Genomic DNA, 19,626 nt, shown 5'->3' on the forward strand with positions numbered 1-19,626 from the left:
CAGCAGCAACAGCGCGGGAATGAGGAAAACCGGCTTCACTGGCACCCCCCGATCAGCACCAGCGGAAGTGAGACGAAGACCACACCGATCGCCGAGATAATCGAGAGCAGGAAGGCCGCGTGGCCGAGGAAATGGTGCCGGTCCTCCGCCCGCCCGCCACGGTTCACGAAATCCCCCGTTTGCGCGACATTCCACTGTCGCCAGGCAGTCCACCCGACCCAGCCGATCCCGCAAAGCGCGCCCCCGCTGGCCGCCAGCAGTCCGAACCGCACGGCATCGATATCCCAGCCCTTCGCGCAGGTGACCGCAACCAGCCCATAGCAGGCGACGAAATGCGCGGCCCAGATCAGCGGGGCGAGCGTGATCTTGAACAGGCTCGCCTGTTCTTCGGCGAACTCCTTTTCGTCCTCATCCCGGCGTGGCTGATGCTCGTCCGTCATAGCGCCCCCGGCATAAGGCCCAGCACCGCACAGGTCACCAGCGCCGAGATCGTGACGAAATGCCAGAAGAGCGAGACGTTCCAGATATCGGCGTCATAGCGCGGCGTCAGCTTGCCGAAGAGCGATCCGGCCAGACAGTAGAGCTGCATGATGACGCCGGCCCCGGAATGGACCGCGATCCAGATCGCAAGCGCCCACAGGATTGCCGGATAGACATGGGACGCCGGCTCCAGTTCCATCACGGCCCCAAGCAGCGCTGCTGCCCCGGCGGCCGCCACCAGCGGTGCGACGATCAGACAGACCCGCGCCGAGGTCACCCGCCCTGCCCGGTTCAGGTGGCGCGCCCCGACAGTTAGCCCCCAGTTGACCGCAAAGGCCACCGCAGCCATGGCGACAAGGCCCGGCACCGCATGGGCTGCGCCATCAGGCGGGAAATCGGGCGACGCGGTCCAGTAGAAGAAGAACCCGAAGACCAGCGAAGCAAAGGCCGTCGCATCCCCCAGCATGGTGATCCAGATGGCCCACCACCCGACAGAGGCCGGACCGGCGGAATAGGTCGGCAGGCGCAGCCCGAGCCCAACGTCCTTGCTGTCCGCCTCGGGCACCTGCGCGGTTGCGGTCCAGAGCCACCAGATGATGCAGCAGATCGCCAGCGCTCCGCTGATGATCGCAGGCGTATACCAACTGAAGGTCGGGAAGATGAACGCGCCGCCCGTAAACGCTGCGGCCCAGAGCGTGATCCACGTCGGCCCGGTGACCCGCTGCACCTGCACCGGCTCTGCATCGATGACCGAGGTGATGAGGGTCTCGCGTTTGCCCTCCTGCGCGTCGGGCAGGTAGTAGCGCCCCGCGTCCAGCCGCGCCAGCATGTCGGGCTGGTCCCAGAGCGGATAGCGCGTCGTCACATGCGGGATGGACCGCACGCCCCAGGCCTCTTCGGGCACGTCGTGGGTCCATTCCAGCGTGCCACCATCCCACGGATTGCGCGGGATCTGCGGCAGCCTGTGCTTGGGCCGGATCAGATCCCAGACAAATGTCGCAAACCCTGCGGCAATGACAAAGGCCCCGACGGTCGAGATCAGGTTGAGCCAGTCCCAGCCGAGACCGCCCGGATATGTATAAACCCGGCGCGGCATGCCCCAGAGCCCGGTCAGGTGCATCGGCAGGAAACACAGGTTGAACCCGCTGAAGGTCAGCCAGAAGGCCCATTTCCCCAGCCGGTCCGACATCAGCCGTTTCTGGATGAACGGGAAGAAGTAATAGACCCCCGCGATCACCGGAAAGACCATGCCGCCGAAGAGAGTGTAGTGCAGGTGCGCCACGATGAAATAGGTGTCATGCGCCTGAAAATCGAAAGGTGCCAGCGCCAGCATCACGCCGGTCAGCCCACCCATGGTGAAGATCGCCAACGCCCCGGAAATCCAAAGCATCGGTAGCGTCATCTTCACCCGCCCCGCCATCAGCGTGGCGAGGAAGGCGAAAATCTGGATACCCGTGGGGATCACCACCGCCTCAGATGCCGCCGAAAAGAAACCAAGCGAAATCGACGGCAACCCCGTGGTGAACATGTGGTGCACCCACAGCCCGAAGGACAGGAACCCGGTGCCGACCGCCGACAGCACGATCCATGAATAGCCAAAGATCGGGCGGCGGGCGACGGTCGGGATCACCATTGCGGCTATGGCGATGGAGGGCAGGAAGATGATGTAGACCTCCGGATGGCCGAAGATCCAGAAGAGGTGCTGCCACAGCATCGGATCGCCGCCACGTGTGGGATCGAAGAACGGCCAGTCAAAGGACCGTTCGAGCTCGAACAGGAAATCCCCGGCGATCAGCGGCGGGAAGGCGAAGAGGATCATTCCACCCACCACCAACACATACCACGCGTAGAGTGGCATCAGGTTCACCCGCATCCCCGGCGGTCGGCATTTCAGCGTGCCGACGATCAGCTCGACCGCCGCCGCAATCGACGCCACCTCGATGAACGACAGACCAAGCAGCCAGATATCCGATCCCGGCCCCTCGTCCTCGGTGGCCAGCGGCGGATACATGAACCACCCGGCGCGTGGTGCGACGTCGAAAAAGATCGAGCCGATGACGAAGACGCCTCCAATTAGGAAACACCAGTAGCCGAAGGCCGAGAGCCGCGGAAACGGCATGTCCCGCGCCCCCAGCATCCCCGGTAGCAACAGGATAGCCACCGCCTCGAACATCGGCACGGCGAAGAGGAACATCATCGCCGATCCGTGCATGGTGAAGAGCTGATTAAAACGGTCGGCAGAGACCAGATCGTTTTCCGGAACCGCCAGTTGCAGCCGGATTATCAGTGCCATTACTCCGGCCAGCAACATGAAGACCAGCGCTGTCAGGCAATACCACTTGCCGACCTCGGTATTGTTGACCGCTGTAATATAGCGCCAGCCTTTCGGCGTCTCCCAAGCCGCCCGCAACCGGCTGGCCTGTGCCTCTTGCATATCCCGAGGCACCGGCTCGGCCAACATCTCGTCGGTCGGAGGATACGGGCCTTCGGGCTGCGGCAAACCGGACGGGCGCGTCATTTCAACCCCTCCAGATATGACGCCAGATCGGACAGCTGCTCGGGTTCCAGATTGTAGCTCGGCATCTTGACCTCGGGTTTGAGAACGTCCGTATGACTGATCCAGGTCGAGAGGTCATCAATGGTGACTTTCAACCGCCCGGCACCCAGGGTTTGGCGACTGCCGACATGGGTCAGGTCCGGCCCGACCTGCCCGACGTTTTCTGTGCCGCGCACAGCATGGCAGGCACCGCAGCCCTCGGACCGGAACAGCCGCTCGCCTCGCGCTGCGGCGTCGGTGGATGGGGAAACCGCATCGGCAGCTTCGGACGCAAGCCACCGGTCGAAATCGGCGGGCTCCATCACGACGGCGGCAAAGGCCATCCAGGCGTGCGACGCACCGCAGAATTCGGCGCATTGACCGCGATAGGTGCCTGTTCTTTCGGGGAGCAGACTGATCATCGTCTCGCGGCCGGGGAACATATCCATCTTTCCGCCGAGTGCGGGTATCCAGAACGAGTGAATAACTTTGTCGGAGGTCAGATGGATTTCAGTCCTTTGTCCGACTGGCAAACGGATTTCGTTGGCTGTGAGGACAGGTGCATTCGCTCCCTCAGGCCAATATTCCACCCGCCACCACCACTGCTCGCCCGTCACCCGGACCACCAGGCCGTCACCGGGACGGCGCGGGTCGGGCAATATGCTCAGGCCCCAGACCAAAAGCGCGGTCAGCACGACGACCGGCAACACGAAGCCGCCACCGATCATGATATGTCGGGCATAGCGCTGATCGAATTTGCCCGGCATGACACGAGACATGAAATAGAAGGCGCCATTCACTAATAGCCAGAGCACCACGGCACCGGCCAGCATCACCCAAAAAAGCGTTGAGATCGAAAGCGCATCACGCCCGGCGGGGTTCAGAGACGACTGCTCCCCCCCGCAACCGGCGAGAGCCAGAAGCGGGACGCACACTTTCAAAATTCGTCCGCGCTGGTGGCGGTGGGTAAATTTCTCACCCGTTATGACGACCATAACACGAGAACGTGAATGTCGCGCAAAAGTTCCCGCGCCTGTCAGGCTCTCGAATCCCACGCACAATATTTGTTTTTCCCGTCGCGGCCGCTTCGCCGCGGGACTGCTCAAAACTGCTCAAAAGCGATCAGGGCCACGCAGGATCGTCGCGCCGCACCTTGTAAGTATTCCACAGCCCCGCCGAAATTCCGGCCACCGCGCCGATTACCGCAGCCACAGCGAAAACTTCCCAGCCGACCCACCCGAGCACCAGAAATGCAGTTACAGCCGGGCCTGCGATACACAGGGCCCACAGCGGGAAGAAAATCAGTCTCCAACCATAATTTATGACGGTTCTCCATCGGAATAACCGAAGACCAACGGAGCCGTCGAAGGCAGAGTTCCGATGCTGCCCCGCCCTTGCAGGAACTCCATGGGAAGCGAGTGCGTTTGCAGATCAGGAGGATCTCAGATGTCATTTCGGAAACGCTACCTCACCCGACCAATTCACAAATGGGCCAAAGGGGTGCTTCCAACCCTGTCTGCGACCGAAGCCGAAGCGATCAATTCCGGCGACGTCCACTTCGAAGCCGAGCTGTTTTCCGGCAAACCAGACTGGATCATGCTGCGCAAGTTGAAGGCGCCGCAATTGACGGACGAAGAAGCCGCCTTCGTCGACGGCCCCTGCCGCGCTTTCTGCGATATGATCGACCCGTGGGAGATTGATCACCATACCGGAGACATCCACTCCGAAGCGTGGGATTTCCTGCGCGAAAACGGCTTTTTCGGCATGATCATTCCCAAAGAGCACGGGGGGCTCGGGTTTTCGGCCTATGCCCATTCCGAGGTGGTGCGCTACATAGCCAGCCATTCGGTCGTCGCGGCGGTGACGGTGATGGTGCCCAATTCGCTCGGCCCCGGTGAGCTGATCCTCCAGTTCGGCACCGAGGACCAGAAGAAGGTATGGCTACCCCGGCTGGCCAACGGCAAGGAGCTTCCCGCCTTCGGTCTGACAAGCGAAGATGCCGGCTCCGACGCCTCGGCAATGACCGACGACGGGGTCATCTGCAAAGGCCAGTGGAATGGTGAAGAGGTGCTCGGCATTCGCCTGAACTGGGCCAAGCGTTACATCACCCTGTCCCCGGTCTGCACGGTCCTCGGGCTCGCCTTCAAGTTGCGCGATCCGGAGGGCCTGTTGGGAGAGACCGAAGACATCGGCATCACCTGCGCCCTCGTCCCGACTGACTTGCCTGGTGTCGAGGTCGGACGACGCCACCTTCCCTCGGGCACCATGTTCCAAAACGGCCCGACCACCGGTAAGGATGTCTTCATCCCGCTCGACCACATTATCGGCGGACCGGACTATGCGGGACGCGGCTGGATGATGCTGATGAGCGCACTGGCCGCCGGGCGCGGTATATCCCTGCCCTCTCTGTCGGCGGCGGCGACGGCCATGGCGGCGCATACAACAGGTGCCTACTCCCGCATCCGCACCCAGTTCAACCTGCCCATCGGTCTTTTTGGCGGGGTGCAGGAGCCCTTGGCCCGGATCGCGTCAAGCGCCTACGTCATCGACGCTGGCCGTCGGCTGACCACGGCGGCACTGGACGAAGGACACAAGCTCGCCGTCATCTCGGCGATCATGAAATACCATGCGACCGACCGGATGCGCGAGGCGATCAACGACGCGATGGATGTGCATTCGGGCAAGGCTGTGATCGACGGCCCGCTGAACTACCTGCAACCGATCTACCGGACCATCCCGATCGGGATCACGGTCGAGGGCGCTAACATCGTGACCCGCAACCTGATCATCTTTGGTCAGGGGGCCATCCGGGCTCACCCTCATCTTCTTAACGAGATGCAGGCCCTTCAGGAGCCCGACCAGGACAAGTCGCTTGACGACTTCGACAGACACTTCTGGGCCCATGTCAACCACTCCGTTCGCACCACGTTCCGCGCTGGCTGGTCGGCCTGGACCGGACGCGGCGATGCACCGGCGGATGCGGGCAAGGTTGCCCAGATCTATCGTCGCCTGTCCCGCTGGTCCGCGGCTTTTGCCCTGACCGCCGACATGGCCTTCCTGACACTCGGCGGGGCCCTCAAGCGAAAAGAGATGATCTCTGCCCGCCTCGGCGACGCCCTCTCGGAAATGTATCTGATCGCGGCCACCCTGAAACGTTGGGAGGACGAAGGCCGGAATGAAGCGGACCTTCCCCTCGTGCAGCACGCCGCCGACACAGGCTTTGCGCGCATCGGCCGGGCGCTCGACGAGACCATCGCCAACATGCCCGCGAAATGGGTCGGCTGGGTGCTTCGCCCGATCCTGCGACCCGGCGCACACGCACGGGGCCCATCCGACAAGGTGACGGAGGCCGTGGCGAAACTCGTCTATGAACCGAGCGCATCGCGCGAGCGTTTGGTCAAGGGTGCCTATCCGCCCAAGCCTGACAGCGGTCTTGGCTTGCTCAATATAGCCTTCAAACTGGTCATGGAGGCCGAGCCGATCACGAAACGGCTGCGCACCGCTCGCAGAACGCCGCGCGAAGGGCTTGAGGCCGGTATCCTGTCCAATGCCGAGTTCGAACAGCTCAAGCGGGTCGAGGACGCAGTGCAGAAGGTGGTCGCGGTGGACGACTACACGCCCGACGAACTTGCGCGCCTGTTCCCCGAAATGCCCCGCCAGACCACCTGGCCGGAGCCGGCGGAATGAGCCGCCCCGTCTACCTCGTCGATGGCGCCCGCACCCCGTTCCTGAAGGCACGCGGCAAGCCCGGCCCCTTCACCCCTGTCGATCTGGCTGTTCAGGCTGGACGACCGTTGCTGATGCGTCAACCCTTCGCGGTGACGGCCTTCGACCTTGTCATCCTCGGCTGCGTGAACGTGATACAGGACGAGATGAACCCCGCCCGCGTTGCCGCGCTGCGCCTCGGCATGGGCGACAGCCAAGTCGCCTTCACCGTTCAGATCAACTGCGGGTCGGGCATGCAGAGCATCGACACTGCCTTCCGCTACATCCGCGACGGCAGCCACGAGATGATCCTCGCCGGCGGGACGGAGGCGCTGAGCCATGCCCCATTGGTCTACAGCCGCGATGCAACGGAATGGTTCGGTCAGATAGCCCGCGCGAAAGGGCCGCTGGACAAGGCCAGAGCCCTCGCCGAGGTGCGCCCAGATTTCTTCTCGCCCGTCATCGGGCTGGAGCGTGGGCTGACCGACCCGATTACTTCGCTAAACACGGGCCAGACGGCCGAAGTGCTGGCGCATCGTTTCGGTATAGACCGGGTGACCGCCGACACCTATGCCGTCGAAAGCCACAAACGCCTCGCCGCAGCCCAGTCCGAGGGCCGACTGAAGAGCGAGGTTCTGCCGGTCTTCGACCGCGATGGCGAGGCGCACGAGCACGACGACGGCGTGCGCCGGGATTCCTCCGTCGACAAGCTGGCCAAGCTCGACCCGGCCTTTGAAAAACCCTACGGCAAGGTCACACCCGGCAATTCCAGCCAGATCACCGACGGCGCGTCCTGGGTGATCCTCGCTTCGGAAACAGCCGTCGAAGCGCATGGGCTGGAGCCGATTGCGCGGATCGTCGACAGCCAGTGGGCCGCGCTCGATCCCGGCATCATGGGGCTTGGCCCGGTCCTTGCCGCCACGCCTCTGGCACAACGCCACGGTCTGGCCTGCGACGACATCGACCTCTGGGAAATCAACGAAGCCTTCGCCGCGCAGGTGCTTGCCTGCCTTGCTGCGTGGCAGGACGATGATTTCTGCCGCAACGTGCTGGGCTACGATGCCGCCTTTGGGCGGATCGACCGAGGGCATCTCAACGTCGATGGTGGGGCGATCAGCCTCGGCCATCCTGTCGGGACCAGCGGCAACCGCATCGTCCTGCACCTGGCCAATGCCCTGAAAGCGCGCGGAGCCAAGCGCGGGATCGCAACGGAATGCATCGGCGGCGGCCAGGGCGGCGCGATGCTGTTGGAGGCCGCATGACCGACGTTCTCGATGAAATCACCCCCGATGACGTGACCGACGCCCCAAAAGCGCCGGAGGCGCGCAACTGGCGGCGGGAAGAGCATGACGGCACGCTGACCCTTTGGCTCGATTGCGCCGGCACAGGCACCAACGTCATCTCCGAAGCAGTGCTAAGGGAATTCGATGCCCTGCTGGACGAGGCGAAGGAGGCCCGACCGGATCTTCTGGCGATCCGATCCGCCAAGCCCGGCGGGTTCGGAGCTGGCGCGGACATCGAAGCTTTTTCCGCGCTCAGCGGGGAGGACGCCGTGGCAATGCTCCGCCAGGGTCACGCCGTGCTCGACAAGCTGGCCGCCCTGCCCTTCCCGACCGTCGCGGTGGTGCATGGCACGACGCTTGGCGGCGCTTTCGAACTGGCCCTCGCCTGTGATCACCGGATCGGCGCCCTTGGCGTCAAACTGGGCTTTCCGGAAATCCAGCTTGGCCTGCATCCCGGCCTCGGCGGCACGGTCCGGCTGACCAACCTGATCGACCCGGTCGAGGCGATGCAGATGATGCTCACCGGCAAAAGCGCCCATGATCGCAAGGCGAAAAAGCTTGGCATCATCGACGCGCTGGTGCCAGAGCGGCATGTCGATACGGCCATCGCGGCGGCCGCCTCCGGTCAACTCGACCATGAGGGCAGCTTTCGCGCCTCAGCCCTGCGCACCCGTGCGGCGCGCGGTCTTGCGGCAACCCGGATGCGGTCGGAGAGCGAAAAGAAGGCCCCGCGCTCTCACTTCCCTGCGCCCTTCGCCCTGATCGACCTCTGGGAAGACCACGGCGGCGACGCGGGCGAGATGCAGAAGGCCGAGATCGCATCCTTTGCCACCCTGCTGGACAGCACCACGGCGCAGAACCTGATCCGTGTGTTCTTCCTCCGTCAGCGCCTGAAAACGACCGGCAAGGGCGAAGACGGCGTTACCCATGTCCACGTCATCGGCGCCGGTGCCATGGGCTCGGAAATTGCCGCCTGGGCCGCGATGCAGGGCAAACGGGTGACGATCGAGGACGTCGAACTTGCCCCTCTGGGTCAGACGATCCGCCGCGCCACCCGGATATACGAGCGCAAGCATCTGAGCGGGATCGAAACGCGTGACGCACTGGACCGGCTGATGCCCGACCCGGATCGTCTGGGCCGTGCGCGCGCCGACCTGATCATTGAGGCCGCCCCAGAGAAGACCGAGATCAAAGAAGCGGTCTACGCCGAACTGACCAACGAGATGAAGCCCGGCGCAATCCTTGCGACCAACACGTCGAGCCTGCCGCTCGCCTCGCTCATCGACGCGGCTCCGGATCCGGCACATTTCGCCGGCCTGCATTTCTTCAACCCGGTCAGCAGTATGCCCCTGGTCGAGGTCGTCTCTCACGACCTCGCTTCGCAGGAGACGCTGGACCGACTGGCGGCGTTCACAACGGGTATCGACCGCCTGCCCGCGCGGGTCACCGACTATCCCGGATTCCTCGTCAACCGCGTCCTGGCCCCTTACATGATGGAGGCGATACTGATGCTGGACGAAGGCCACGACAAGGTGGCGATAGACCGCGCCGCTCTGGCCTTCGGCATGCACGTGGGGCCGGTCACACTGGCCGATCAGGTCGGGCTGGATATCTGCCTTGAGGTCGGGCGATCCCTTCGTGACGGCCTCGACACGCCCGTCGCCAACACGCCGGACTGGCTGCGAGAGAAGGTCGAAAATGGCGAGACTGGAAAGAAGAACGGCAAGGGTCTTTACGATTACGAGAATGAAGACCCGCCCAAGGATCCGGCGGACGACCCCGACCAGCAGGTGATCGACCGCCTGATCCTGCCCATGTGCAATGCGGCAGTCGAGGTTCTGCGAAAAGGCGTCGCGCCCGATGCGGATACGGTCGACGCGGCGATGATCTTCGGCACCGGCTGGGCACCCTTCCGTGGCGGCCCTCTGCACTACGCAAAGGTGCGCGGCGACGTGCCTAACGCCCTGCGGCAACTGGCTGAAAAACACGGGCCCCGGTTCAACCCCGATCCCGGCTGGGACAGCCGTGACTGAGCCGCTCACAGCCGACGCCATCGCCGCCGAGATCATCGACCGGACCGGGGGCGACATCCGGCTTGCCCTGCCCTTGGGCCTGGGTAAGCCAGTCACGCTTGTCAACGCGCTCACCCGCGCGGTCGCGAACCGCCCGGACACGCGCCTGTCGATCCTGACCGCGCTGACGCTTGAGCGACCGGACATGTCCGAGGACATGGCGCACCGTTTTCTTGAACCCGCCGCGGACCGGCTGTTCGGCAGATACCCGGCCCTCGACTACGCGACGATGATGCGTGACGGGACCCTGCCCCCGAACATCGAAGTCTCAGAGTTTTTCCTTCTGGCCGGCCGATGGATCGGCGTGCCCGCGATGCAGCGACGATATATCCCGTCCAACTACACCCATGCCTACGATGTGCTGGCCGCCTGGAAACCGAACGTTCTGATGCAGCTTCTGGCCCCGCTCGGCGACGAATTCAGCCTGTCCTGCAACACCGACATATCGGCAGACCTGCTGCGCGCCCGGCGTGAGGGGCAGCAGGATCTCCTTGTCGTCGGCGAAACCAACGCCAACCTGCCCGCCATGTCCGGACCGGAGGCCCGTCTGCCGCGCGACGAAGTCGACCTTTGTCTCGACCCCGCACCGGACTTCGACCTCTTTTCGGTCGTCAAACGCCCGGTTGGTCTGACGGAACACGCGATCGGCCTGCATGTCGCCAGCACGGTGCCCGACGGCGGCACGCTGCAAATCGGTATCGGCGCGATTGGTGACGCCGTCGCGCACGCCCTGCTGCTCCGGCAATCCGGGAGATTCCCGAAAATCCATGCGGCCAACCCTTTCGCACGAGAGGGCTACGATGAAGACCGCGCGTTCGACACGGGCCTTTATGCCGTCACCGAAATGCTGGTCGACGGCCTTCTTCACCTGTTCGAAAGCGGCGTCATCCGGCGCGAGGTGGATGGCGCGGCAATCCATGCCGGGTTCTTCGTCGACTGCCGGGACTTCTACGACCGCCTCCGGTCCCTGCCCCAGTCTAAACGGGACAAAATCCGAATGATGCCGGTGAGCTTCACCAACCAGCTCTACGGCGACGAGCCTGCCAAGCGTGCTGCACGAACCGATGCCCGTTTCGTCAATGCCGCCATGAAGGTCACGCTTCTCGGCGGCGCGGTCAGCGATATCACCTCCTCCGCGCAGGAGGTCAGCGGGATCGGCGGCCAGTTCAACTTCATCGAACAGGCCTTTGCGCTGGACGGCGCCCGATCCATCCTGACGCTTCCCGCAACCCGCACAAGCAAGAGCAAGACGGTATCCAACATTGTCTGGGAGCACCCGCATGAAAGCGTGCCCCGCGCCTATCGCGACATCATCGTGACCGAATACGGGATCGCCGACCTGCGCGGCCAGCGTGACGAGGATGCGATTGCCCGCATGCTGGCCATCACGGACAGCCAGTTTCAGGATGAACTGTTGGAGCGGGCCAAATCATCAGGCAAGATCGCGGCCGAGTATCGCCTGCCCGAGAAGGCAAGACACAACACGCCCGACAAGGTCAAGCAATGGCTGCGCCCCCTTGACCTGCCGGACTTTCCCTTCGGCTCAGACTTCGACGAACAAGAACGCCGCCTGCTGCCAGCGCTCGGCATGTTGTCGGGCGTCCAAGGCGATACCCTGGGGCTGGCCAAGCTGATTCTCGAGGGGATGACCGCAGAACGACCGGACGACCTGCTGGCACGGATGGGGCTGGACCGGCCCAAAGGTCTGAAAAACCGCGCGATGGCCTATGCCCTGACCGGGGCGATACGCCGTGCCACCTGAGTTGCGCGCGGCGTGGCGTGGCCGTTCACGCCACCCTGCTCTCGAACTTTTTCAGAACCCCCACGATGAAAAGTGACAGCCCTGTCGCGGCCAGCGCTATCGACCAGACACCAAGGCCGCTGGCGGTCCCGATCGCTGCGACAAGCCAGAGGCTGGCACCGGTGGTGAGACCCTTGACCTCACCGCGCGTGAAGACGATGAGACCCGCCGCCAGAAACGCGACACCGCCCGTGACAGCCTCGATCATCCGGATCGGGTCCATGCGCACGTCATCGCCGAAATCCCGACCCACAAGGTCAAGCGACAGAAGGCAGTAGCAGGCTGCTGCCAACCCGACGAGCATATGGGTCCTGAGCCCCGCCGCATGATCCTTGGTTTCACGTTCGAAGCCAATTACGGCGGCAAAGAACAGCGCGCCGAGGATGCGGACCATGACCACCGGCCAGGGCAGTGTGCTATGTCCGGAAAACTCCGTAGTAAGTACTTGAAAGATATAAGTCATTAGGTCAGTCAGGTCTTCGATTTTTTGAACTCGAGTGAGAGAGGAACCAAATAGAGAGTGCCAGAGTTCCGATCCGGAGTATTTTAAGAACGACTTTGAAGGCCTGTAATCCCGCTCGCGGCCTGTCTCTTGTGAACCTGCGTGTAATTTTGACCCCGTAGCGGGGTGATCGGCGCCCAAAAGTGACCCCCTTACACTGATGTGGATGATGCCCCCGAGGTCATCGGGGAGCACAGAGTGGGATGTTGGTCGTGGAGACGATAGCGAAGATCCGGCGGGCGTATTTTCAGGACAAGAAGTCGATCAAGCAGATCTGCCGGGAGCTGCGAGTATCGCGGAACACGGTGCGCAAGGTGATCCGGTCCGGTGCGACGGAGCTCACCTACGAGCGGACCATTCAGCCGTTGCCGAAGATCGGGCCCTGGAAAGACATGCTCGACGAGATGCTGGCGGTGAATGCGCGGAAGCCCAAGCGCGAGCGACTGACCCGCATCCGCATCTTCGAGGAACTCCGGGCTCGAGGATATGACGGTGGCTATGATGCGGTCCGGCGATACGCGGCCTCCTGGTCCAAGGGGGAAGAGGTGGCATCTGCCGCGGCCTATGTGCCGCTGAGTTTCGATCCGGGGGAAGCCTACCAGTTCGACTGGAGCCATGAGATCGTAGTGATCGATGGCGCGACGACCACGGTGAAGGTGGCGCACGTCCGCCTCTGCCACAGCCGGATGCTCTTCGTTCGGGCCTACCCGCGTGAGACGCAGGAGATGGTATTTGACGCCCACGACAAGGCGTTCGCCTTCTTCGGCGGCGCCTGCGCGCGAGGTATCTACGACAACATGAAGACGGCAGTGGACACGATCTTCGTCGGCCGCGACCGCGCCTACAACCGCAGGTTCCAGCAGATGTGCGGGCATTACCTCGTCGATCCTGTTGCCTGCACCCCGGCATCCGGCTGGGAGAAGGGACAGGTCGAGAACCAGGTCGGTGTTGTCCGACGGCGGTTCTTCGTGCCTCGGCCGAAGTTCAAGAGCTACGCCGAACTCAACGCCTGGCTCGCGGATCGCTGTGTTGCCTGGGCCAAGGCCAACCCGCACCAGGAGCTTCGGGATCGAACGAACTGGGAGGTCTTCCAGGACGAGCGCGCGAGTCTTGTGCCCTACGTCGGTCCGTTCGACGGCTGCCATGCCGTGCCGGCGTCGGTCTTGAAGACCTGCCTCGTCCGGTTCGACAAGAACCGCTACTCCGTGGACGGCCGGGCCGTTGGCCGACCTGTCGAGATCCGTGCCTATGCCGAGCGGGTCGAGTTCTGGCAGGACGGCAAGATCGTGGGGCAGCACGCCCGAGCCTTCGGCCGCGACAAGGCCATCTACGACCCGTTGCACTACATTCCGGTTCTGGCTCGTAAGCCCGGCGCCCTCCGGAATGGCGCCCCCTTCAAGGACTGGGACCTGCCGCCGGCGATCAGGCGCGTGCAGCGCAAGCTGGCAAGGTGCCGAACGGCGACCGGCAGATGGTCCAGATCCTCAGCATGATCCCAATCGATGGGCTGGATGCGGTGGATGCTGCCTGTGCCGAGGCCCTGAGCGAGGGGGTCCCCGCAGCCTCGGTCGTCATCAACATCTTGGCCCGGCATCGGGAGCCGTCACCGCCGCTGACCATCGATACGCCGGCCGCGTTGCGACTGACCTGCGAGCCCGTCGCCGATTGCAAACGCTACGACAGTCTCAAGAGACCCAACCATGGAAAGATCACAGGTGCTGGACGCGATGAGCCAGCTGAAGCTCTACGGCATGAAGGCCGCCTACGATGAGATCATCACCACGGCGGTGAAGCGTCAGCACGAACCACAACAGATCGTCGGCGACCTGCTAAATGCCGAGATCAGTGAGAAGCAGGCGCGCTCGATCAAATACCAGATGACGATCGCCAAGCTGCCTCTGGCGAAAGAGGTCGATGAGTTCAGCTTTGAAGAGACGCCAGTCAACGAGACGCTGGTGCGCGATCTGGCCGCCGGGGAGTTCCTCGAACAGCAGCGCAATGTCGTGCTCATCGGTGGCACCGGGACTGGTAAATCGCACCTGGCCGTCAGCATCGCCCGGGCCTGCATCCGGCGCGGCAAGCGGGGGCGCTTCTTCAATGTCGTGGACCTGGTAAACAAGCTCGATGCCGACGCCCGTGCCGATCGACAGGGGTGCACCGCAGACCTGCTGTGCCGCCTCGACTTCCTGATCCTCGACGAACTCGGGTATCTTCCCTTCGCTCAGACCGGCGGCCAGCTGCTGTTCCATCTCATCAGCCGCCTCTACGAGCGCAACTCGATCATCGTGACGACCAATCTCGACTTCGGCGAATGGCCTTCGGTCTTTGGCGACGCCAAGATGACCACTACGCTGCTCGACCGGCTGACCCATCACTGTGACATCGTCGAAACCGGCAACGAGAGCTGGCGCTTCAAGACCCGTGAATGACCAAGACCTCGCTGGCCCGATACGGCTGCGCTGTGTGAGGGCTACACCGCATCGGGCCAGCTACCCGGGCGCTCCAAGGGGGTCATTTTTGGATGCCGATAGGGGGTCAAGATTGCCTGCCGATTGGCAGTGCGGGTGCATGCTCCCAGTCACCACCGGAACCATCGTAAACGGCAGAGAGACCGGCAGTCCATGAAATGCCGGACCGCAACCCGCCGCGTGATGACAGTCGACGCCCGAGGTGTGCCCGACGGTGTGTCCCATGCCCGGGCAGTTCTCGCAGTCGCTACCCATGGTCCCGGCCCCCATCTCAGTATGCGGCATGTCATGCGCTTGCGCCGCGCCGGGCAGAAACGCGGTGACGATCAGCGCGACGATGATAAGGATACGCCGCAAAGGACCTCCGCATGAGTGGCCGGAGTATGACGCGATGCGCCTGGCAAGGTCAACTGTGGCGGGCAATCACGCCCGCCTCAACCGGCGAAGGCCCGCACGCCCATCCAGATGCCCATCACTATCATCATCAGGTTCTCGGTCAGCGAGATGAACCCGAGCGGCACATTTGAGTCCCCGCCGACGCAGGCACACTTCAGTTCGCGTTTGTCGACGTAGACCGCTTTGAATACGCTCACCGCGCCGATCGTTCCGATAAAGAGGGCTACCGGAGCCGAGATCAAGGGCAGAATGCCCGCCGTCATCAGGATGCCGGCCAGGGCCTCGCCATAGGGATATATCTTACCGTAGGGCACCCAACTCTTCGCCAGCAGGTCGTAGTTGAGGAACATGGTCGAGAACTGCTCCACATTCTGAAGCTTCTGGGTCGCCAGGACCGTCATCGACAGCGAGATGAACCAGACTAAGCTCTGCCAGGTCAGGACGGTGTCATACTCGTGCCACGCCAAACCGAGCGCCAGCAGCGCGCAGACCGAGAAGATGGCGATCACCGGCCGGTAGCTGGCATCGCTCTGTTCCTCTTTCGGCGGGTCGATCCCGAGGAAGATGCGCAGCTCGTCGTGGCCGCCGATCCGCTCACCATCAATGAAGGCCTGCGGGGTTGTTTTCACGTCGTGATCTCGCATGAATGCATCGGTCTCATTGCGGGTCTTCAGGTGGTGGTCCTCCACCTCGTAGCCGTGCGCTTCGAGCAGATGCTTCGATTTTAGGCCATAGGGGCAAGTGTGTTCCGGCATGACCATGCGGTAGAGCGCGGCGGTTTTCGTGAAGTCCTTGGGCATCTCGTTCTCCTTAGTTCGCACAGGTGAGCTGACCGCGAAACCCGGCGCTGTAGTCGGGACCGGCGGTCACGAGCAGGTCTTGCAGTTTTTCGTCGTCCGTCCGGTTGACCTGCACCTTCAGCGGGTCGGCGACAAAGCCGTCACCGGCGACTTCAAGCCGGACAAGGTCGCCGCTCATACGGATCAGCGCGCTGTCGTTGCCGATCACAAGCACCGGCGGGCTGGTCTCTGTGTAGGTGAAGCGGCAGACGCCACCATCGTGGAAAGCCTTTGCAATGTCAGCGTCGGTCAGGAATTCAGGATCGACAGTCTGGACGACCTCGGTCGACAGCGCCTCGGCAGCATCTTTCATCTTCGGTGCGGGTGAAGCAGGCCCCGATTGCGCCTCACCATTCGCGGCGATGTCGGCCAGAAGATACCGCATCTCGGCGATCTCTTTGTCCTGCGCGTAGACGATGCTGTCCGCCAGTTCGCGGACACGGGGATCGGTCAGATTGGCGCGGGAAGAGGTCATGATCGCGATCGAATGGTGCGGGATCATCGCACTCATGTAGGACCGGTCCTGCACCGTGGTCTGGCTGCGCACGAGCCACAGCGACCCGGCGAAGACAAGGATCGATCCGGCGAAGATCGCGATGTTGGCGCTGCGGTTCTTATACATGCCGAGCATGAAGGCCAGCATCACAAAGGCCATGACCGCGCCCATGACCAGCGCCATGTAGGCCCGCGTTTCCGACCAGAACATATGGCTGACGAGGTATGTGTTTAGATACATCAGACCGAGCATCAGCGCGGTTGACATCACGATCATGAGGAAAAAGCGGGTGTAGACCATGGGGTTCTCCTGAAGACTTCAGGAGGACAACAACCTTCCAGTGGGTGGATGTTCCCGGAAAAGTTATGAAGTCCTTAGGAGGGCGGAATTTTCTCTGCACAGATGTCTCCAATCGGGCTGGGAGCGATCATGCGAATGGGTGAAGAGACGCAGCGGCGCGCGACCATTCAGGACTATGTGGCTTTCTTAGTCGGGACACACGACTTTCAGGCCGACGCCGAGAAATTGGCAGGTAGCGTGTTCGTTGGCACCAACCTCGAGACCGCTATACTGGCAACTGACATGCGGCTTGCCGGGGGGAACGGGTGACAACTGATCGCTGGGTGGCCTGTCGCGCGGTGGACGAGGTCAACATCGGGCTTGCCGAGGGCGATAAGATCGAGTTCGAAACGGCCTTCTGCCAATCCGTTCGGCAAATGTCGCCGAAAATCCTGTTTAGCGATGTTGCGACGGACAAAATTTATAAGAAACACCCCATTGCGGCCAAGCTCGGAATCGTCAGCGACGCCTCATTACCGATCCTTCGCAGCGACGGCACCTTCTCCGGCACGCTCTGCGCGATCGATACCATGCCACGTGACGTGCAGCACCCGCGCGCGGTCGCGATGCTGGGGATGTTCGCTGAGATTATCGGCCGAGGACTGGAAGTCAAGGAGACGCTCGAGGGGCAAGAGCGGCTGATCGAATACGAGCGCAGGATGGCCCCGGCGCAGGAGGAGTTTGTCGCGGTGCTCGGCCAAGAATTGCGCAATCGGGTGGCGGCCCTGCACGGCCAAAGGAACTCGGACGAGACATAGAAAGTTCCTTTTCTCAAATGCACGTCGCTGTTCTATGAGGGATGGCCAAGACCAGTTACTCCGCGCTTATAGCGAGGGATAGGCCAATACCGACGACACAGGACCCGATGTGGACGGCGTAAAATATTGAATATTGGAAAAAGCACTTGGACAAACAGACAGGCCGAAAGGTCGCAATCATCGGATTTGGCCCTCGTGGGCTTGGAGCGCTGGAGGCTCTCGTCCACGGGGCAAATGAGCGCCGCATTCACATCGAGGTCGATATCTTTGACACCTATCCCGAGCCGGGCGCTGGCCCCAATTTCGATCCGCGGGAGCCGCAGCACTGTCTGTTAAATATTCCCATGCGGGATATCGACCTGCGACAGCCAGAGGGGCTTGACCTTGCCTCGTTTGCCGAATGGCTGGGGCCCGAGATCGGCGAGGATGACTTTCGTCCGCGCGCAGAGGTCGGACAGTATCTTGAGCAGCGGTTCACCAAGTTGAAAGACGCCGCGACGGCGGTGACAACCCGGCACTGCCCGGAGCAGGTTGAAAGCCTTCAGCGCAAAGATAATGCTTGGCATGTCCACGCTGGGTCGACCAATCACGGACCTTATGCAGAGGTTCTGATGGTCCCCGGGCAGCCGCCGACCCGGCCAGACAATCAGCTGGCCGAATGGAAGGCCCATGCAGCTAACCACGAAGGATCACTCGCCACTGCCTATCCGGCGCGGCTGCTTGCAAAGGCGGCCGGCCAGTGGTCCGGTCAGTCTGTCGCGATCAGGGGCTTCGCCCTGTCATCAATTGACGTCATCCGCTTGCTGACAGTTGGTCAGGGCGGCCACTTCTCACGCGGGCGATACGTCGCATCTGGTCGGGAACCGGCCTGCATTGCGCCCTTTTCGATAGACGGCAAACCGCCCTATCCCAAACCTGCCACCGGTGAAATAGACGTTCGGTATGAGCCAACACCAGACGAAACAGATGTCTTCAGAAAGGCCGTGTTAGAAGCTTCGAAAGGCACGCCCGAAGCGGCACAGACCCACTTAACAGAAGCGCTGGCTGCGCCCTTGTCCCGCATATTGGCAACCTTCAAATCAGAAGTCAGCCATTCTGCTGTATGCGACTGGCTGGGGCGTGAATGGTCCGTTCCGGGCAGCCAGGAGGATGCCTCTGCTCTGGAAGTCCTCAAGAACGGGGTCGAAATGGCGGAGGGCGTCAGCCCGCCATCGATTGGCTACGCTGTTGGACAAGTCTGGCGCAAGTGGCAGGATCCGTTGCGGCAGGCCTACAACCCGGCGAACACTTCACCTTCCACAGCCGTGGCAATTGTGGGGTTTGATGAGGGCCTCAAGCGTTACTCCTACGGGCCGCCGGTCAGCGCCTGCCGAGAGCTGCTAAGCCTGATAGACGCCGGTATCGTATCGATCGAATGGGCCCGTGACCCGGACATATCGCCGATCAACACCGGCTGGAAGCTGAACATCGGGGCCCGTAGCGTGACCGCGGCGGTCATGATCGACGCCGTCCTGCCCTCTCCAGATCCGCAGCAGGTGGAGTCAGCCCTGATCTCCAGGCTAATCACGGATGGATACCTCACAACGCTGGATAACTTGGGAGCCCACACGGCGTCCGACGGGCGGTTGATTGGCAATGACGACGAGCCCGTGCAAGGGTTGAGCCTTCTCGGACGCCTTTCCGTCGGCAGCGTGATCGCGGCGGACAGCCTGCATGATTGTTTCGGTGCGTCATCTGAACGATGGGCCGAGGGCGTCCTCTCTCGTCTCTCCTAACGATACGTGCTGGTCCTATTGGTCACCTTCGCAAATGTCATGGAAACATTTTGGCCGGGTCGCTTTGGCCTTCCTAACCACAGCGAACCGGGAACGCCCCATGCGCAACCCCGATCAGGCGTTGTTGCAGAACGGCGGCCTGAGGTATGAGTGGTAAGCATCCGGCGTAGGCCGCG

The 19,626-nt window shown here is 62.6% G+C and carries 13 protein-coding genes and 1 pseudogene; 8 read left to right on the forward strand and 6 right to left on the reverse strand.

Translation table 11 applies throughout. The annotated features are described in order from the left end of the window. Positions 1 to 35 precede the first annotated feature (35 nt). Genes ACX9MO_RS18260 through ACX9MO_RS18270 form a run of 3 tightly spaced genes read right to left on the reverse strand, consistent with a single transcriptional unit; the run spans position 36 to position 4,011 of the window. Positions 36 to 440 (reverse strand): hypothetical protein, encoded by a 405-nt coding sequence (locus ACX9MO_RS18260; protein WP_462212871.1) that lies wholly within the window; start codon positions 438 to 440, stop codon positions 36 to 38. Further along, a complete protein-coding gene (gene ctaD, locus ACX9MO_RS18265; protein ID WP_462212872.1) occupies positions 437 to 2,998 on the reverse strand; it encodes a cytochrome c oxidase subunit I in 2,562 nt (853 codons plus the stop codon). Before ctaD ends, ACX9MO_RS18260 begins: the two co-directional genes overlap by 4 nt. Next, on the reverse strand, positions 2,995 to 4,011 hold the full coding sequence (locus ACX9MO_RS18270) for a cytochrome c oxidase subunit II (protein ID WP_462212873.1): 1,017 nt from the start codon (positions 4,009 to 4,011) through the stop codon (positions 2,995 to 2,997). The genes ctaD and ACX9MO_RS18270 overlap by 4 nt, the downstream gene beginning before the upstream one ends. A gap of 451 nt (positions 4,012 to 4,462) precedes the next feature. On the opposite strand from ACX9MO_RS18270, the gene ACX9MO_RS18275 reads away from it, so the two are divergent. Genes ACX9MO_RS18275 through ACX9MO_RS18290 form a run of 4 tightly spaced genes read left to right on the forward strand, consistent with a single transcriptional unit; the run spans position 4,463 to position 11,838 of the window. Next, a complete protein-coding gene (locus ACX9MO_RS18275; RefSeq protein ID WP_462212874.1) occupies positions 4,463 to 6,703 on the forward strand; it encodes an acyl-CoA dehydrogenase in 2,241 nt (746 codons plus the stop codon). After that, positions 6,700 to 7,983 (forward strand): acetyl-CoA C-acetyltransferase, encoded by a 1,284-nt coding sequence (locus ACX9MO_RS18280; RefSeq protein ID WP_462212875.1) that lies wholly within the window; start codon positions 6,700 to 6,702, stop codon positions 7,981 to 7,983. The genes ACX9MO_RS18275 and ACX9MO_RS18280 overlap by 4 nt, the downstream gene beginning before the upstream one ends. After that, complete coding sequence (locus tag ACX9MO_RS18285; RefSeq protein ID WP_462212876.1) at positions 7,980 to 10,037, forward strand: 3-hydroxyacyl-CoA dehydrogenase NAD-binding domain-containing protein; 2,058 nt, start codon at positions 7,980 to 7,982, stop codon at positions 10,035 to 10,037. The genes ACX9MO_RS18280 and ACX9MO_RS18285 overlap by 4 nt, the downstream gene beginning before the upstream one ends. Next, complete coding sequence (locus ACX9MO_RS18290) at positions 10,030 to 11,838, forward strand: acetyl-CoA hydrolase/transferase C-terminal domain-containing protein (protein ID WP_462212877.1); 1,809 nt, start codon at positions 10,030 to 10,032, stop codon at positions 11,836 to 11,838. The genes ACX9MO_RS18285 and ACX9MO_RS18290 overlap by 8 nt, the downstream gene beginning before the upstream one ends. Positions 11,839 to 11,863: 25 nt before the next feature. Here the strand turns inward: ACX9MO_RS18290 and ACX9MO_RS18295 are convergent, their stop codons facing one another. Further along, positions 11,864 to 12,340, reverse strand: coding sequence for an MgtC/SapB family protein (locus tag ACX9MO_RS18295; RefSeq protein ID WP_462212878.1), 477 nt, complete (start codon positions 12,338 to 12,340; stop codon positions 11,864 to 11,866). 242 nt (positions 12,341 to 12,582) lie between these two features. Here ACX9MO_RS18295 and istA point away from each other — a divergent pair. Together istA and istB are read left to right on the forward strand one after the other, a co-directional pair. Next, a pseudogene (gene istA, locus ACX9MO_RS18300) lies at positions 12,583 to 14,150 on the forward strand (IS21 family transposase). After that, a complete protein-coding gene (gene istB, locus ACX9MO_RS18305) occupies positions 14,080 to 14,808 on the forward strand; it encodes an IS21-like element ISPkr1 family helper ATPase IstB (protein ID WP_462212856.1) in 729 nt (242 codons plus the stop codon). The pseudogene istA and the gene istB overlap by 71 nt, the downstream one beginning before the upstream one ends. Positions 14,809 to 15,281: 473 nt before the next feature. Here istB and ACX9MO_RS18310 read toward each other — a convergent pair whose 3' ends face one another. Continuing rightward, positions 15,282 to 16,043: a MauE/DoxX family redox-associated membrane protein gene (locus ACX9MO_RS18310; protein ID WP_462212879.1), complete on the reverse strand. Its 762-nt coding sequence runs from the start codon at positions 16,041 to 16,043 to the stop codon at positions 15,282 to 15,284. A 10-nt stretch (positions 16,044 to 16,053) separates the two neighbouring features. Next, a complete protein-coding gene (locus ACX9MO_RS18315; RefSeq protein ID WP_462212880.1) occupies positions 16,054 to 16,878 on the reverse strand; it encodes a DUF6692 family protein in 825 nt (274 codons plus the stop codon). A gap of 305 nt (positions 16,879 to 17,183) precedes the next feature. On the opposite strand from ACX9MO_RS18315, the gene ACX9MO_RS18320 reads away from it, so the two are divergent. Together ACX9MO_RS18320 and ACX9MO_RS18325 are read left to right on the forward strand one after the other, a co-directional pair. Continuing rightward, the gene (locus tag ACX9MO_RS18320) at positions 17,184 to 17,675 is read left to right on the forward strand and encodes a hypothetical protein (protein ID WP_462212881.1); all 492 of its coding nucleotides are present in this window, start codon (positions 17,184 to 17,186) and stop codon (positions 17,673 to 17,675) included. Between the two features lie 146 nt (positions 17,676 to 17,821). Then, complete coding sequence (locus ACX9MO_RS18325; RefSeq protein ID WP_462212882.1) at positions 17,822 to 19,450, forward strand: FAD/NAD(P)-binding protein; 1,629 nt, start codon at positions 17,822 to 17,824, stop codon at positions 19,448 to 19,450. Positions 19,451 to 19,626 lie beyond the last annotated feature (176 nt).

This window comes from Pseudooceanicola profundus (assembly GCF_054919315.1).

Bases quoted from the DNA above. Each gene is read 5' to 3' on its own strand.
- ACX9MO_RS18315 (WP_462212880.1), bottom strand. From the start codon at position 16,878: ATGGTCTACACCCGCTTTTTCCTCATGATCGTGATGTCAACCGCGCTG.
- ACX9MO_RS18275 (WP_462212874.1), top strand. From the start codon at position 4,463: ATGTCATTTCGGAAACGCTACCTCACCCGACCAATTCACAAATGGGCC.
- ACX9MO_RS18285 (WP_462212876.1), top strand. From the start codon at position 7,980: ATGACCGACGTTCTCGATGAAATCACCCCCGATGACGTGACCGACGCC.
- ctaD (WP_462212872.1), bottom strand. From the start codon at position 2,998: ATGACGCGCCCGTCCGGTTTGCCGCAGCCCGAAGGCCCGTATCCTCCG.
- istB (WP_462212856.1), top strand. From the start codon at position 14,080: ATGGAAAGATCACAGGTGCTGGACGCGATGAGCCAGCTGAAGCTCTAC.
- ACX9MO_RS18310 (WP_462212879.1), bottom strand. From the start codon at position 16,043: ATGCCCAAGGACTTCACGAAAACCGCCGCGCTCTACCGCATGGTCATG.
- ACX9MO_RS18280 (WP_462212875.1), top strand. From the start codon at position 6,700: ATGAGCCGCCCCGTCTACCTCGTCGATGGCGCCCGCACCCCGTTCCTG.
- ACX9MO_RS18270 (WP_462212873.1), bottom strand. From the start codon at position 4,011: ATGGTCGTCATAACGGGTGAGAAATTTACCCACCGCCACCAGCGCGGA.
- ACX9MO_RS18295 (WP_462212878.1), bottom strand. From the start codon at position 12,340: ATGACTTATATCTTTCAAGTACTTACTACGGAGTTTTCCGGACATAGC.
- ACX9MO_RS18260 (WP_462212871.1), bottom strand. From the start codon at position 440: ATGACGGACGAGCATCAGCCACGCCGGGATGAGGACGAAAAGGAGTTC.